The sequence below is a fragment of the Cellulosimicrobium cellulans genome, from assembly GCF_001722485.1.
Lineage (GTDB): Bacteria > Actinomycetota > Actinomycetes > Actinomycetales > Cellulomonadaceae > Cellulosimicrobium > Cellulosimicrobium cellulans_A.
Genome location: NZ_LWGL01000004.1, coordinates 1 through 12640 on the forward strand (window position 1 = coordinate 1; position 12640 = coordinate 12640).

The following is a 12640-nucleotide window of genomic DNA, read 5'->3' on the forward strand; positions in this document are numbered from 1 at the left end:
GCGAGCCGCGCCGCCGAGCGGACGCCGCTCGACGAGCTCGCCGCCCCGCTCGAGGAGGCGCCGACCCTCACCCCGCCGCTCGTCCGGCTCCCGGCCGAGGACGCGAAGGACGCGGGCCTGCCCGCGCCCCTCCCCGCCGTCCCGACCGCGGACCCCGCGCCGGAGCAGGACACGACCGAGCAGGACGCGACCCAGCAGCCCGCCTCCGAGGCCACGGCCGAGGACGCGGCGGCCACGACCGCCGAGCCCGCCGCGACCGACGAGGAGATCACCGCCCTCACGACCGAGCTGCGCACGCTGCTCGACGCCTCGGAGGCCGGGATCGCCGTCGAGGTGGCCCCCGCCCCGCCGGCGCCCGAGGTCGCGGTGCCGGCCACGCCCGTCCCCGAGGTGGTCCCGGCTCCCCCGTCGCCCGAGGAGATCGCCGCGCAGCTCGCGGCGTGGGCCGTCTCGACCGAGGGCTACGGCAACGGCCAGATCCCGACGGACGTGCTGTGCGAGGTGTCGTTCGCGCCGGGTGACCTGCTGCGCTGCGACGCCGCGCACCAGTTCGAGGCGCTCAACGCGAAGTACCGCGAGGCGTTCGGCACCGACATCTCGGTGACCGACTCGTACCGCTCGTTCGACGAGCAGGTCTCGATGAAGGCGTCGCGCGGCTACTTCGCCGCCGTCCCCGGCACGTCGAACCACGGGTGGGGCCTCGCGCTCGACCTCGGCGGCGGCATCCAGGACTACGGCACCGCGCAGTACGAGTGGATGCGTGCCAACGCCCCGGCGTTCGGCTTCGACAACCCGGAGTGGGCCCGCGCCGGCGGCTCGAAGAACGAGCCGTGGCACTGGGAGTTCGGCGACCTGTCCTGACCCGTCGCGCACCCGCGCACCGCACGACCACGCCCCGCGTCCGCCCCGGACGCGGGGCGTCGTCGTCCCCCGACGCGGTGCGAGCGCGCGCGGTGCGCCCCATGCTGGAGGCACCCCTGGACCCGAGACCGGAGGACCCCATGCCCGACCAGACCACCCCGCAGGACCCGACCACCCAGGAGCCGCAGCCGGAGCAGCCGGCCGACGACCTCCAGCCCCCGGGCACCACCGGCGAGATGTCGCAGGAGCCGGACCACGGCGAGGAGACGTACGTCGGGTCGGGCCGCCTCGAGGGCAAGCGTGCCCTCATCACCGGCGGCGACTCGGGCATCGGCCGCGCCGTCGCCATCGCGTTCGCCCGTGAGGGCGCCGACGTCGCGATCGGCTACCTGCCCGAGGAGGAGGAGGACGCGCGCACGACGGCCGGCTGGATCGAGAAGGCCGGGCGCCGCGCGGTGCTGCTGCCCGGCGACGTGCGCGACGAGGCCTTCTGCCAGCAGCTCGTCGCGGACGCCGTCGACCAGCTCGGCGGGCTGGACGTCCTCGTCAACAACGCCGCGTACCAGATGGCCCAGGACGAGGGCCTGCGCGGCATCTCGACCGAGCAGCTGGACCGCGTGCTCAAGACGAACCTCTACGCGCTGTTCTGGATCACGAAGGCCGCGCTCGACCACCTGCCCCGCGGCGGCGCGATCATCAACACGACGTCGATCCAGGCGTCGGAGCCGAGCCCGCAGCTGCTCGACTACGCGTCGACGAAGGCCGCGATCCTCAACTTCACGCGCGGCCTGGCCCAGCAGCTCGCCGAGGAGGGCATCCGCGTCAACGCCGTGGCGCCCGGTCCGATCTGGACGCCGCTCATCCCGGCGACCATGCCGGAGGAGAAGGTCGAGCAGTTCGGTGGCGACACGCCGCTCGGGCGCCCCGGCCAGCCCGCCGAGCTCGCGCCGGCGTACGTGTTCTTCGCGTCGCAGGAGTCGAGCTACATCTCCGGCGACCACCTCGCCGTCACCGGCGGCAAGCTCTTCTGATCCGCTGACCGCACGACCGCGACGGCCGGCCCGGTTCTCCGGGCCGGCCGTCCGCGCGTCGGGCGAAGACGCGGGACCGCGAGGACGGACGGCCGAGGACGGCCGGACAGGGCCGGTCCCGCCTACGCGCTCAGCGCGTCCGCGATGAGGAGCATCGTCACGAGGAAGCCGGTGACGAGGTTGAGCCACAGGAAGGTGCGCCAGCCCGCGTTCGCGCGCTCGCAGTCGGCGTCCGTCACCCCGCGGAACCGCAGGACGTTTGCCGCGTACGGGAGCGGGAGCAGCGCCGCGAGGACGCCCGGCCAGGGCAGCACGGCGAGCACCGCGGCGGCGGCGACGTAGGCGCCCGCCGCGGCGAGCACGGTCGCCCGCGCACCGATGACGGTCGCGACCGAGCCGATGCCCACCTCCCGGTCGGCGCGCACGTCCTGCACCGCGCCGAACGCGTGCGAGGCCATGCCCCAGAGCACGAACCCGACGAGAACCGGCCACACGGTGCGCGCGGCGAGGTCGGCGTCCACGAGCACGAGGGCGTACAGCAGCGGCCCCGCGAAGTGCATCGCCGACGTGAACGAGTCGAGGAGCGGCCGCTCCTTGAACCGCAGCACGGGTGCGGAGTACGCGACCACGAGGAGGACGACGACGAGCAGCGTCACGGCGGCCCAGGCGTCGCCGAGCGCGAGCAGCCACACGAGGAACGGCACGTTGGTGACGGCGCACGCCCACAGGATGCGCCGGTGCGTCGCCCGCGCCGTCGCGGGGTCCGCGAGCGCTCCCTCGATCCCACCCTTGCGCGGGTTGCGCAGGTCGCTCTCGTAGTCGAAGACGTCGTTCACCCCGTACATCAGCAGGTTGTACGGGACGAGGAAGTACAGCGTGCCGACGACGAGCGCGACGTCCACGTGGCCGCCGGTCGCGACGAGGTAGCCCGCGGCGAACGGGTAGGCGGTGTTGATCCAGGAGAACGGCCGGGAGGCGGCGAGTACCTCCCTCACGTCGTGCCCTCGTCGACCTCGTCGACCACAGCGCGACGGCGGCCGAGGACCTCCCACAGCGCGGGCACGGCGAGCGCGGCGACGAGCGGGTAGGCGAAGTCCTCGAGCGGGGCGCCCCACACGTACACGCCGAGGATCCGCTCGGGATGGTAGACGTACAGGCCGACGGCGATCATCAGCGTGTCGAAGACGAGCGTCAGCAGGAGCATGAGCACGGTCGTCCAGACGAGGCCGCTGGGCCGCAGGCGCCGCAGGACGCGCCACGAGACGGCGACGACGAGTGCGATGACGACGACGTTGAGCACGATGTTGGTCACGAGCGCGCCTCCCCGTCCGCCGCGCGGTCCGGGACCGCGCCGCTCCCGGCGCCGGCCGAGCGCGCGGCCACGCGGCGGCGCGCGACGCGGTCGAACCAGCGCCACGCGACGAGCGTGTTGTAGCAGAGCAGCGTGAGGAAGACGGCCTCCTCGACGGGCAGCTCGGGCGCGAGCAGCAGGCCGGTCATGTACGGCGCCTCGCCGCGCGAGAAGATCCCGAGCCCGATGCCCACGAGGTCCCAGACGAGGAAGCCCACGACGGCGATCCCGACGGTGAGCACCGTGCGCCGCCGGTCCGCCCAGAACGCGAGGCGGAAGCGCCGGTCGAGGAGCGCGATGCCGGTAATCGCTCCCAGCAGGGCGGCGAGGTAGAGCAGTCCTGTCATCGCCCGCTCACCGACGCACCGCGACGGGGAGCGCACCGAGCCGCTCGGGCCGGCGGCTCGCCGCGAGGAACCCGGGCCGCAGCGGGGCGGGCAGGGGCCGGGCGGAGGTCTCCCCGAGCAGCCGCTTGGCGACGAGCTCGGCGCTGATCAGGCACATCGGCAGTCCCACCCCCGGGATCGTGCCAGACCCGGCGTGGTACAGCCCGTCGACGCGCGGCGAGACCACCCCCGGCCGGAACATCGCCGACTGGCGCAGCGTGTGCTCCATGCCGAGCGCGCCGCCGCGCCACGCCGAGAGCTCCGTCGCGAAGTGCGCCGGGCCGAGGACGGTGCGCGTCACGACCCGGCCGGGCAGGTCGTCGATCCCCGCCCACGCCCCGACCTGGGCGAGGTACCCGTCGGCGAGCCCCTCCAGGGTGCGCTGCGACGGCTCGTCCGCGCCGAGCGACGGGTCGGCCGGGAACGGCACGAGGAGGAACAGGTTCTCGTGCCCGGGCGGCGACGCGGGGGCGTCCGACGTCGGTCCGTCCGTCGCGGACGTGCGGGACACGTACAGCGACGCGGGCTCGGGCGCGTGCAGCTCGTGCACCGCGCTGCCCGGGCCCGAGCCGAGGATGGCGTCGAAGTTGCGCGGCCAGTCCTTCGTGAAGAACAGCGAGTGGTGCGCGAGCTCGGGCAGCTCGCCGCGCACGCCCGCGAGCACGAGGAGGGAGGAGACGCCCGGCCCGTGCTCGTCCCACCACTCCTGCGGCCGCGTCGACCACCGCGGGTCCAGCAGGCGCGTCTCGGTGTGGTGCAGGTCGGCCGCCGAGACGACGACGTCCGCGGGCACCAGCTCGCCCGAGGCGAGCCGCACACCCGTGGCGCGCCCGCGGCGTCGGGCACCCGGCTCCACCTCGACCGCCTCGACCTCGACGCCGGTGCGGACCTCCACGCCCTCGGCGCGCGCGAGGCGCTCGACCGCCTCGATGACCGTGTACATGCCGCCGCGCGGGTAGAGCACGCCGTCGACGAGGTCGAGGTGGCTCATGAGCGAGTACAGCGCGGGGGCGCGGTACGGCGACGAGCCGAGGAACACCGCGTGGTACCCGAGCACCTGGCGCAGGCGCTCGTCGTCGACCGTGCTCGCCGTGTGCTCGGCGAGGGACCGGGTCAGCAGGCGCGCGAGCCGCGGCAGCCGGCGCAGCACCTCGGGCGCGAGCGCGCGGTCGGGACGCTCGAACGTCGTGTAGAGGAAGTGGTCGAGCGCGAGGCGGTACGCCTCGCTCGAGGCGTCGGCGTACGCGCCCATCCGCTCGCCCGCCCCGGGCTCGAGCGCGTCGAACGCGGCGAGGGTCGCGGCGCGGTCCGTGCTCACCTCGAGCGTCGACGCGACGTCGGCGGCGCCCGACGTCCCGGCGCCGTCCGGCTCGAAGAACACGCGGTAGGCCGGGTCGAGCCGCACGAGGTCGACGTGGTCCTCGATCCGCTCGCCCAGCAGCGCGAAGAAGTGCTCGAACACCTCGGGCATGAAGTACCACGACGGGCCGGTGTCGAACCGGAAGCCGTCCACCTCGAGCGTCCCCGCCCGGCCGCCGACGGCGTCGTGCCGCTCGAGCAGCGTGACCCGGGCGCCGCCGCGTGCGAGCAGAGCCGCCGTCGCGAGACCGGCGATGCCCCCGCCGACGACGGCGACGCGCGGGGCCCTCACGCGAGGACCCGGTCGCGCGGGGCGGTCCGGGCGCGGTTCGCCGACACCTGCCCGAGCAGCTGCGTGCCCGCCGCCCGGGCCGCGAGCGCGACCTTCACGGGGTCGGGCACGCGCACGCGCGTGCGCAGGATCTCGTGCGGCGGCGTCGCGTGGAGCCGGGCGAGCAGCCGCTCGTACACCGCGACCGTCGCGGCGACGGCGATCCGTGCGCGGACCGGCAGGCCGGGCAGCGCGGCGCGCGCGGCCGCGAGGTCGGCCTCGACCTCCGCGCAGAACGCCTCGACGTCGCGCCGGCGCAGGCGGTCCGGGACCACGCCGGGCAGGTAGCGCCGGCCGAGCTCGGCGTAGTCGGTGCGCAGGTCGCGGAGGAAGTTGATCTTCTGGAAGGCGGCACCGAGGGCCCGGGCGCCGCGCTCGATCCTCTCGTCGGCCACGGCGAGCGGCTCGCCCGGCTGCCGGTGGGCGTTGAGGAAGACGGCGAGGCACATGAGCCCGACGACCTCCGCCGATCCGTACACGTAGCGCTCGTAGCTCTCGCGGTCGTGCACCTGGACCGTGAGGTCGGTGCGCATGGACGCGAAGAACGGGTCGACCTCGCGGTGCCCGATCCCGCAGCGTCGTGCGGTGCGGGCGAACGAGTGCACGACGAGGTTCGTCGACCAGCCGCGCTCGAGGGCGCGCGCCGTCTCCGCCTCGAGCTCGTCGAGCAGCTCGCCCGCGCCGTCGCCACGCCGGGTGTCCACCACCTCGTCGGCGATGCGCACCAGCCCGTACACGGCGTCGATCCCGTCCCGGGTCGCGGCGTCGAGCAGCCGCGCCCCCAGACCGAACGACGTCGAGTACGACGCGAGCACCACACGGCTGGTGCGTGCCGCCGTGCGGTCGTACAGGTCCTGCTCGGCGCCCACGCCACCACCCCGTCCGGTCGTCGGGAACGCGCCGCGACACGTTCCTCAGCATGCTGAGGAACGCATGATTTCACGAGGTGGGCGACCTCACACGTCGGCGGGCACCTCGATGCGTCGCGGACCTGCCTGCCAGGCCTCCCATGCCGAGGCGATGATCTCCGGGAGCCCGTTGGTCGCGCGCCAACCCAGCACCTCGTTGATGCGGCGCGGGTCGCCGACGAGCTGCGGCGGGTCGCCCGCACGGCGCGGGAAGACCTCCGGCGTGACGTCGAGACCGCTCACCCTGCCGATCTCGTCGATGACCTCGCGCACCGACGAGCCCTCGCCCGTCCCGACGTTGAACACGTCGAACGGGCGCTCGTCGGCGTCGAGGTAGTCGAGCGACGCCAGGTGCGCCTGCGCGAGGTCGAGCACGTGGATGTAGTCGCGGATGCACGTGCCGTCGGGCGTCGGGTAGTCGTCGCCGAAGATCTTCGGCCGCTCGCCCCGCTCGAGACGGTCGAGCACCATCGGGACGAGGTTGAGGACCGCGGGGTCGCCGAGCTCGGGCCAGCCGGAGCCCGCGACGTTGAAATAGCGCAGCGCGACGAACCGCAGGCCCCACGCGCGGCCGGCGGCGCGGCCGAGCCACTCGCCGACGAGCTTCGTCTCGCCGTACGGGTTGATGGGCTCCGCGTGCAGCTTCTCCTCCACCGTCGAGACCGACGGCATGCCGTAGGTCGCGGCCGAGGACGAGAAGACGAGGCGGTCGACGCCCGCGGCCTGCATGGCCGTGACGAGGTTCGTGAACCCGCCGACGTTCTGCTGGTAGTACCAGGCCGGCTTCTCGACCGACTCGCCGACCTGCTTGCGCGCGGCGAAGTGGACGACGGCGCGCACGCCGTGCTCCGTCATCGCGCGCGTGAGGACGTCCACGGCCTCGGAGGAGGCGACGTCGAGCTGGACGAGCGTCGCGTCGCCGACGCGGTCCGCGCGCCCGGTGCTGAGGTCGTCGACCACGACGACCTCCTCGCCCCGCTCCTGCAGCAGGCGCACCACGTGCGCGCCGATGTACCCCGCTCCGCCGGTCACCAGGATCGTCATGGCGCCAGCCTAGCGGGGCACGCCCGCCCAGGACCGGGGCGGCCCGACCGCGCACCCGGGGCCGGCGCCGACCGCTCAGCGGTGGGCCGAGGTCTCCGTGCCCCGCATGTCGGGCGGCTCGATCTGGAAGGTGCAGTGGTCGACGTCGAAGTGGCCGCTGAGGCACGTCCGCAGCCGGCGCAGCACGTCCGTCCCGTCGCCGCGCTCGAGCAGGCGCGGCTCGACCTCGACGTGCGCCGAGAGCACCGGGACCCCGGACGTGATGGTCCACGCGTGCAGGTCGTGCACGCCGACGACGCCCGGCACGCCCTCGATGTGCGCGCGCACCTGGCCGAGGTCGACGCCGGCCGGCGTCGCCTCGAGCAGGACGTGCACGACGTCGCGCAGCAGGAGCAGCGCGCGCGGCAGGATCATGAGGCCGACGGCCACGGACGCGACCCCGTCCGCGCGGGGGAACCCGCCGGCCACCGCGACGCCCGCCGCGACGACGGCGACCGACCCGAGCAGGTCGCCGAGCACCTCGAGGTACGCCCCGCGCACGTTGAGGCTCTCCCCCTGCCCCGGGGCGAGGATCCGCAGCCCGACCACGTTGGCGACGAGCCCGACCACGGCGACGGCGATCATGATCCCCGCGTCGACGCCGGGGTCCGGGTCCACCGCCCGCCCGACGCCCTCGACGACCACCGTCACGGCCACGGCGCCGAGGATCAGCGCGTTCGCCAGGGCCGCGAGGATCTCGGCGCGCTGCCAGCCGAACGTGCGCCGCGTCGTCGGCGGGCGTGTGGCGAGCCAGCCCGCGAGCAGCGCGAGCGCGATGCCCGACGCGTCGGTGAGCATGTGCCCGGCGTCGGCGAGCAGGGCGAGCGATCCGGAGGCGAGCGCGCCGACCACCTCCCCCACCATGACCACCAGGGTGATCGCGAGCACGACGGCGAGCCGGCGGCGGTGCGCGCGTGTCGCGGTGCCGTGGGCGGTCGCGTGAGAGCGGCCGTGGGCGCCGCTCCCGTGATGGTGACCGGTCACGAGGCCTCCTCCCGCGGCAGCGGCGCGAGCGCGACGTGCTCCGCGTCCGCGAGGAGGTGCGCGACCTCGGGACGATGGAGCCGGTACCAGGACGAGCGGCCCTCGCGCCGCACCGCGACGACGCCGGCGTCGCGCAGCATCGTCAGGTGCGCCGAGACCGTCGACTGCGCGAGGCCGAGCTCGCGCGTCAGGTCGACCACGCGCCGCTCCGCGCCGGTGAGCAGGTGCACGAGGGCGAGCCGGCTGGGCTCGGCGAGCGCGTGCAGCAGTCGTGCGACCGCCTCGTGGTCGTGCACGGCGGGCACGTCGCGGCCTGCCCGCCCATTCATCGCCATGCGACGATGTTATCGCTGGGCGGCGATGCCGACCAGGTCCGGTCAGGCCCAGCCGAGCTCGTGCAGGCGGTCGTCGTCGATGCCGAAGTGGTGCGCGATCTCGTGGACCACCGTGATCGCGACCTCCTCGACGACGTCCTCGCGCGTCTCGCAGATGGCGAGGGTCGGGTTCCGGAAGATCGTGATCCGGTCCGGCAGCGACCCGGCCGCCCACATGTGGTCGCGCTCGGTGAGCGGCACGCCCTCGTAGACGCCGAGCAGCTCCGGGTCGTCGGGCGGCGCGTCGTCCTCCACGAGCACGACGACGTTGTCCATCTGCGCCGCCAGGTCCGCGGGCACGAGGTCCAGCCCGTCCCGGACGGCGTCCTCGAACTCCTCGCGCGACATGTCCACCACGGGTCCATCCTGCCCCGCCCCGCGACCCGCTCCGCCTGTACACTGGCCGACGTCCTCGAGCCCCCATCGTCTAGCGGCCTAGGACCCCGCCCTTTCACGGCGGTAGCACGGGTTCGAATCCCGTTGGGGGTACGTGGGATCGTGGCTGGACCGGCACCCACCAGCCGATTTACGGATCGGCTCGCCGGTACGGTACGATCCTCTCGGTTCGAAAGCGGGCCGCCGGACGGCGGACGTGGAAGAACAGCAAGGCCCTGTAGCGCAGTTGGTTAGCGCGCCGCCCTGTCACGGCGGAGGTCGCGGGTTCAAGTCCCGTCAGGGTCGCGCGAGGCGAGAGCCCGGAACGGTCGGCAACGGCCGCCCGGGCTTTCGTGTCAGGGCTCTGTAGCTCAGTTGGTAGAGCGTTCGACTGAAAATCGAAAGGTCACCGGATCGACGCCGGTCGGAGCCACATCGAGACCCCCACCCGGGCACCGGGTGGGGGTCTTCTCGTCGGTGGACCAGCCCGGTCTCGCGACGCCCGCGCCCGCCCGCCGACACCCCCTGACCTGCCCGGAAGTTGCGGACCCGAGACGGTGCCGGTTGAGTTGGACGCGTATCCACCGGCGAGAGGGTGAGCACATGAGCGACTGGATCGACGGGCGCATACCGCCCGAGGAGCAGAAGCCGACGGTCGGGCAGCTCGTCGAGCGTCTCTCCGAGCAGGCGACGCGGCTCGTCCGGTCCGAGATCGCCCTCGCCAAGGCCGAGCTCAAGGAGAAGGCCAGGTACGCCGGCGTCGGCGCCGGGATGCTCGTCGTCGGAGGCGTCCTCGTCCTCTACGGCCTGGGCTTCCTCTTCGCCGCGGGCATGGAGGGCCTGGCCACCGTGATGCCGACGTGGCTCGCCGCCCTGATCGTCGGGCTCGTCCTCGTGCTGATCGCGGGCGGCCTGGCGTTCGTCGGGCTCAAGCAGCTGCAGCGCGGCGTCCCGCCCACGCCGACGACGGCGGTGGAGAGCATCAAAGAGGACGTCGAGACGATCAAGAAGGGGGTGCGCTCGTGAGCGCCGCCGACAAGGCCCCGGCACAGACCCAGTCCCAGCTCGAGGACGAGATCGCGCGCACCCGCGCCGAGCTCGCCGGGACGGTGGACGAGCTCGCGACGCGGCTCGACCCCCGCGTGCAGGCCTCGCACGTCGCGAAGCAGGCCAAGCAGGCGGCGTCCGACACCGGCGCGTTCCTCACGGGCGGAGGCCTGCCGGAGGCCGACCCCGAGCGCTCGCGCAACGTCAAGGTGCTCCTCGGTGTCGCCGTCGCAGCCGTCGCGCTCGTCGTGACGGGGATCGTGCGCAAGCGCTCGTCGTGACGCCGCGCTCTTCGTGATGCCGCGCTCTCCGCGGCTCCGCGCGCGTCGTCCCTGACGCGGCCCGGCCGCGGTCGCGCCGTGGACCGCCTCCTCGCCGGGCACTCCCACGGGGCGACCACGTGCGACCTGGGAGCGCTCCCGCACCGCTTCGTCGCGGCGCTCGCCGGGGCGGAGCCGACCCTTGCCCTCGCCCCGGCCGTGCTCTAGCGTTACCCGTGCCGTCAGCCCTTGTCGGGGCCCTCCGCCGGCTCGCTCGCCGCGCCCAGGAGCGCCCGCACCTCGGACTCGCGGTACCGGCGATGGCCGCCCAGCGTCCGGATCGACGAGAGCTTGCCGGCCTTCGCCCAGCGGGTGACGGTCTTGGGATCGACGCGGAAGAGGCTTGCCACCTCGGCCGGCGTGAGCAAGACCTCGGACTCTCCGTGCATGGACATAGGGCACCTCCTCCTGGTTCGCGCTGGTCCGGCGGATGCCCCGGATCACGACGACAGCACGATCGCAGTTCTGTCCATTGTCGCAGGATGCGGATTTGGGGCGACTTGACGGAGGGGTGCCGGAGGGGTGAATTAGGTGGTCTATGGCCGGAAGGGTCGTATCGACGGTCCTGCGGCATTCCGGCGCTGACGGCGCCCGCCTGCGGTGAGCCGGAGCACGCGTCCTGAGTGGATGGAATAGGGCCCGAGCATGTACCGTTGGACCCTGAACAGACGAAACTACACCCCGGGGCCGCACGTCTGAGCACGTTGCCGCCCCGCTTCTACGTTGAGGGGGTCGGAGCCATGGGCCGCGGCCGTCAGAAGGCAAAGCAGACCAAGGTCGCTCGCGCGCTGAAGTACTACAGCCCCGAGACGAACTACAGGGCTCTCGAGCAGGAGCTCACCGGTCACAGCCACACGGATGTCGTGACGGACTCCCGCTTCGGCGTCGAGTCCGTGGACGACCTCGAGCGCTACGACCAGCGCTACAACGACTGGTCCGACGACCGCTGACGGTCGGTTCTCGCGTCCGCCTTCGTCGCGGAGCCTGATCCACCCCTGTTTCACGACGGCGCGACCGCCGCACGGCGGTCGCGCCGTCGTCGTGCGTCAGCCCCGGTAGTCGCCCACGAGCCGGACCGCCCCCGCCTGCACACCCTTGGTGCCGGCGACGAGGTCGCCGTCCGCGACGCCGCGCACCGACTCCGGGTCGTACGCCTCGACGGAGCCGAGCACCCACGCCGGCAGGCCGAGCGCCGCGCACCGCGCAAGCGCCGCGTCGACGCCGTCTGCCCCGACGACGGCCACCATGCCGACGCCGAGGTTGAGCGTGCTCTCGAGGTCACCGCGCGGGACGCCGCCCAGCTCGCGCACGAGGCGGAAGACCGCCGGGACGTCCCAGCTCGCGCGGTCCACGACCCCGACGAGGCCGGCGGGCAGCACGCGCGCGAGGTTCGCGGCGAGCCCGCCACCGGTGACGTGCGTGAACGCGTGGACCTGCGCGGCGTCGTCGGCCGCGAGGGCGAGGCAGTCGCTCGCGTAGACACGGGTGGGCTCGAGGAGCTCCTCCCCGACCGTGCGCCCGAGCTCGTCGACGTGGCGCTCGAGGCCCCACCCGGCGTGCCTCAGCACCGCGCGGACCAGCGAGTAGCCGTTGGAGTGCAGGCCCGACGACGCGAGCGCGACGAGGACGTCGCCCTCGCGCACGCGGTCGGGGCCGAGCAGCTCGTCGGCCTCGACCACGCCCGTCGCCGCGCCGGCGACGTCGTACTCGTCCTCGGCGAGCAGACCCGGGTGCTCCGCGGTCTCGCCGCCGACGAGCGCGGTGCCCGCCACCTCGCACGCCGCCGCGATGCCGCGGACCACGCCGGCGATGCGCTCCGGCACGACCTTGCCGCACGCGATGTAGTCGGTCATGAACAGCGGCTTCGCGCCGACGACGACGATGTCGTCGACGACCATGCCGACGAGGTCGAAACCGATGGTGTCGTGCACGTCCATCGCCTGCGCGATAGCGACCTTCGTCCCGACGCCGTCCGTGGACGTCGCGAGGAGCGGGCGGCGGTAGCGCGTGAGCTCGGCGGCGTCGTACAGCCCGGCGAAGCCGCCCACCCCCCCGAGGACCTGCGGGCCCTGGGTGCGCCGGACGGCGTCCTTCATGAGCTCGACGGCGCGGTCGCCCGCCTCGGTGTCGACGCCCGCGGCGGCGTAGGTCAGGCCGGCGGGGTTCTGCGGCGCGTCGGCAGTCACGGTCGTGGCTCCAGGTGTCGTCGAGGGAGTCGAGGAAGAGGTCG

17 protein-coding genes and 3 tRNA genes are annotated in these 12640 nt (G+C 73.9%); 9 read left to right on the forward strand and 11 right to left on the reverse strand.

Features of this window, described 5'->3' with window-relative positions; translation table 11 throughout:
- Positions 1-861, forward strand: an 861-nt coding sequence (locus JZ5iCDA_RS01110; RefSeq protein WP_069385438.1) for a M15 family metallopeptidase, incomplete at its 5' end; no start/stop codon positions are given.
- Positions 862-1001: 140 nt separating this feature from the next.
- Positions 1002-1892: an SDR family oxidoreductase gene (locus tag JZ5iCDA_RS01115; RefSeq protein ID WP_069385439.1), complete on the forward strand. Its 891-nt coding sequence runs from the start codon at positions 1002-1004 to the stop codon at positions 1890-1892.
- Positions 1893-2014: 122 nt separating this feature from the next.
- Here the strand turns inward: JZ5iCDA_RS01115 and JZ5iCDA_RS01120 are convergent, their stop codons facing one another.
- The 9 genes from JZ5iCDA_RS01120 to JZ5iCDA_RS01160 form a co-directional block, all read right to left on the reverse strand.
- Positions 2015-2887, reverse strand: coding sequence for a prenyltransferase (locus tag JZ5iCDA_RS01120; protein ID WP_069385440.1), 873 nt, complete (start codon positions 2885-2887; stop codon positions 2015-2017).
- A complete protein-coding gene (locus JZ5iCDA_RS01125) occupies positions 2884-3204 on the reverse strand; it encodes a lycopene cyclase domain-containing protein (protein ID WP_069385441.1) in 321 nt (106 codons plus the stop codon). Before JZ5iCDA_RS01125 ends, JZ5iCDA_RS01120 begins: the two co-directional genes overlap by 4 nt.
- Positions 3201-3590, reverse strand: coding sequence for a lycopene cyclase domain-containing protein (locus JZ5iCDA_RS01130; protein WP_069385475.1), 390 nt, complete (start codon positions 3588-3590; stop codon positions 3201-3203). The genes JZ5iCDA_RS01125 and JZ5iCDA_RS01130 overlap by 4 nt, the downstream gene beginning before the upstream one ends.
- 7 nt (positions 3591-3597) lie before the next feature.
- The gene (crtI, locus tag JZ5iCDA_RS19540; RefSeq protein WP_069385442.1) at positions 3598-5280 is read right to left on the reverse strand and encodes a phytoene desaturase family protein; all 1683 of its coding nucleotides are present in this window, start codon (positions 5278-5280) and stop codon (positions 3598-3600) included.
- A complete protein-coding gene (locus JZ5iCDA_RS19545; protein WP_069385443.1) occupies positions 5277-6188 on the reverse strand; it encodes a phytoene/squalene synthase family protein in 912 nt (303 codons plus the stop codon). The genes crtI and JZ5iCDA_RS19545 overlap by 4 nt, the downstream gene beginning before the upstream one ends.
- A gap of 87 nt (positions 6189-6275) precedes the next feature.
- Positions 6276-7271 carry a UDP-glucose 4-epimerase GalE gene (galE, locus tag JZ5iCDA_RS01145; protein WP_069385444.1) on the reverse strand — a complete coding sequence of 332 codons (996 nt, stop codon included), beginning with the start codon at positions 7269-7271 and terminating at the stop codon, positions 6276-6278.
- 75 nt (positions 7272-7346) lie between these two features.
- Positions 7347-8294: a cation diffusion facilitator family transporter gene (locus tag JZ5iCDA_RS01150; protein ID WP_069385445.1), complete on the reverse strand. Its 948-nt coding sequence runs from the start codon at positions 8292-8294 to the stop codon at positions 7347-7349.
- Positions 8291-8629 (reverse strand): ArsR/SmtB family transcription factor, encoded by a 339-nt coding sequence (locus JZ5iCDA_RS01155; RefSeq protein ID WP_083259519.1) that lies wholly within the window; start codon positions 8627-8629, stop codon positions 8291-8293. The genes JZ5iCDA_RS01150 and JZ5iCDA_RS01155 overlap by 4 nt, the downstream gene beginning before the upstream one ends.
- Before the next feature lie 42 nt (positions 8630-8671).
- Entirely contained in the window at positions 8672-9016 is a 345-nt protein-coding gene (locus JZ5iCDA_RS01160) for a metallopeptidase family protein (RefSeq protein ID WP_083259525.1), read from the reverse strand.
- Between the two features lie 68 nt (positions 9017-9084).
- Between JZ5iCDA_RS01160 and JZ5iCDA_RS01165 the strand changes: the two genes are divergently transcribed.
- The 6 genes from JZ5iCDA_RS01165 to JZ5iCDA_RS19895 all read left to right on the forward strand — a co-directional run bounded on the left by JZ5iCDA_RS01165 (position 9085) and on the right by JZ5iCDA_RS19895 (position 10578).
- Positions 9085-9157, forward strand: a tRNA-Glu gene (locus JZ5iCDA_RS01165).
- Between the two features lie 118 nt (positions 9158-9275).
- A tRNA-Asp gene (locus JZ5iCDA_RS01170) sits at positions 9276-9349 on the forward strand.
- Positions 9350-9403: 54 nt separating this feature from the next.
- Positions 9404-9476, forward strand: a tRNA-Phe gene (locus JZ5iCDA_RS01175).
- A gap of 170 nt (positions 9477-9646) precedes the next feature.
- Entirely contained in the window at positions 9647-10069 is a 423-nt protein-coding gene (locus tag JZ5iCDA_RS01180; RefSeq protein WP_069385447.1) for a phage holin family protein, read from the forward strand.
- Complete coding sequence (locus JZ5iCDA_RS01185) at positions 10066-10371, forward strand: DUF3618 domain-containing protein (protein ID WP_069385448.1); 306 nt, start codon at positions 10066-10068, stop codon at positions 10369-10371. The genes JZ5iCDA_RS01180 and JZ5iCDA_RS01185 overlap by 4 nt, the downstream gene beginning before the upstream one ends.
- A gap of 78 nt (positions 10372-10449) precedes the next feature.
- Positions 10450-10578, forward strand: coding sequence for a hypothetical protein (locus JZ5iCDA_RS19895; RefSeq protein ID WP_290438793.1), 129 nt, complete (start codon positions 10450-10452; stop codon positions 10576-10578).
- A gap of 14 nt (positions 10579-10592) precedes the next feature.
- Here the strand turns inward: JZ5iCDA_RS19895 and JZ5iCDA_RS01190 are convergent, their stop codons facing one another.
- Entirely contained in the window at positions 10593-10805 is a 213-nt protein-coding gene (locus JZ5iCDA_RS01190) for a BldC family transcriptional regulator (protein WP_069385449.1), read from the reverse strand.
- 345 nt (positions 10806-11150) lie between these two features.
- On the opposite strand from JZ5iCDA_RS01190, the gene JZ5iCDA_RS01195 reads away from it, so the two are divergent.
- Entirely contained in the window at positions 11151-11360 is a 210-nt protein-coding gene (locus JZ5iCDA_RS01195; RefSeq protein WP_069385450.1) for a DUF3073 domain-containing protein, read from the forward strand.
- Between the two features lie 96 nt (positions 11361-11456).
- Here JZ5iCDA_RS01195 and purM read toward each other — a convergent pair whose 3' ends face one another.
- Complete coding sequence (purM, locus tag JZ5iCDA_RS01200) at positions 11457-12596, reverse strand: phosphoribosylformylglycinamidine cyclo-ligase (RefSeq protein WP_069385451.1); 1140 nt, start codon at positions 12594-12596, stop codon at positions 11457-11459.
- Positions 12597-12640 lie beyond the last annotated feature (44 nt).

Coding starts and splice junctions, on each gene's coding strand:
- JZ5iCDA_RS01115 (WP_069385439.1), top strand. CDS start 1,002: ATGCCCGACCAGACCACCCCGCAGGACCCGACCACCCAGGAGCCGCAG.
- JZ5iCDA_RS01130 (WP_069385475.1), bottom strand. CDS start 3,590: ATGACAGGACTGCTCTACCTCGCCGCCCTGCTGGGAGCGATTACCGGC.
- galE (WP_069385444.1), bottom strand. CDS start 7,271: ATGACGATCCTGGTGACCGGCGGAGCGGGGTACATCGGCGCGCACGTG.
- JZ5iCDA_RS01155 (WP_083259519.1), bottom strand. CDS start 8,629: ATGGCGATGAATGGGCGGGCAGGCCGCGACGTGCCCGCCGTGCACGAC.
- JZ5iCDA_RS01160 (WP_083259525.1), bottom strand. CDS start 9,016: ATGTCGCGCGAGGAGTTCGAGGACGCCGTCCGGGACGGGCTGGACCTC.
- JZ5iCDA_RS01180 (WP_069385447.1), top strand. CDS start 9,647: ATGAGCGACTGGATCGACGGGCGCATACCGCCCGAGGAGCAGAAGCCG.
- JZ5iCDA_RS01190 (WP_069385449.1), bottom strand. CDS start 10,805: ATGTCCATGCACGGAGAGTCCGAGGTCTTGCTCACGCCGGCCGAGGTG.
- JZ5iCDA_RS01195 (WP_069385450.1), top strand. CDS start 11,151: ATGGGCCGCGGCCGTCAGAAGGCAAAGCAGACCAAGGTCGCTCGCGCG.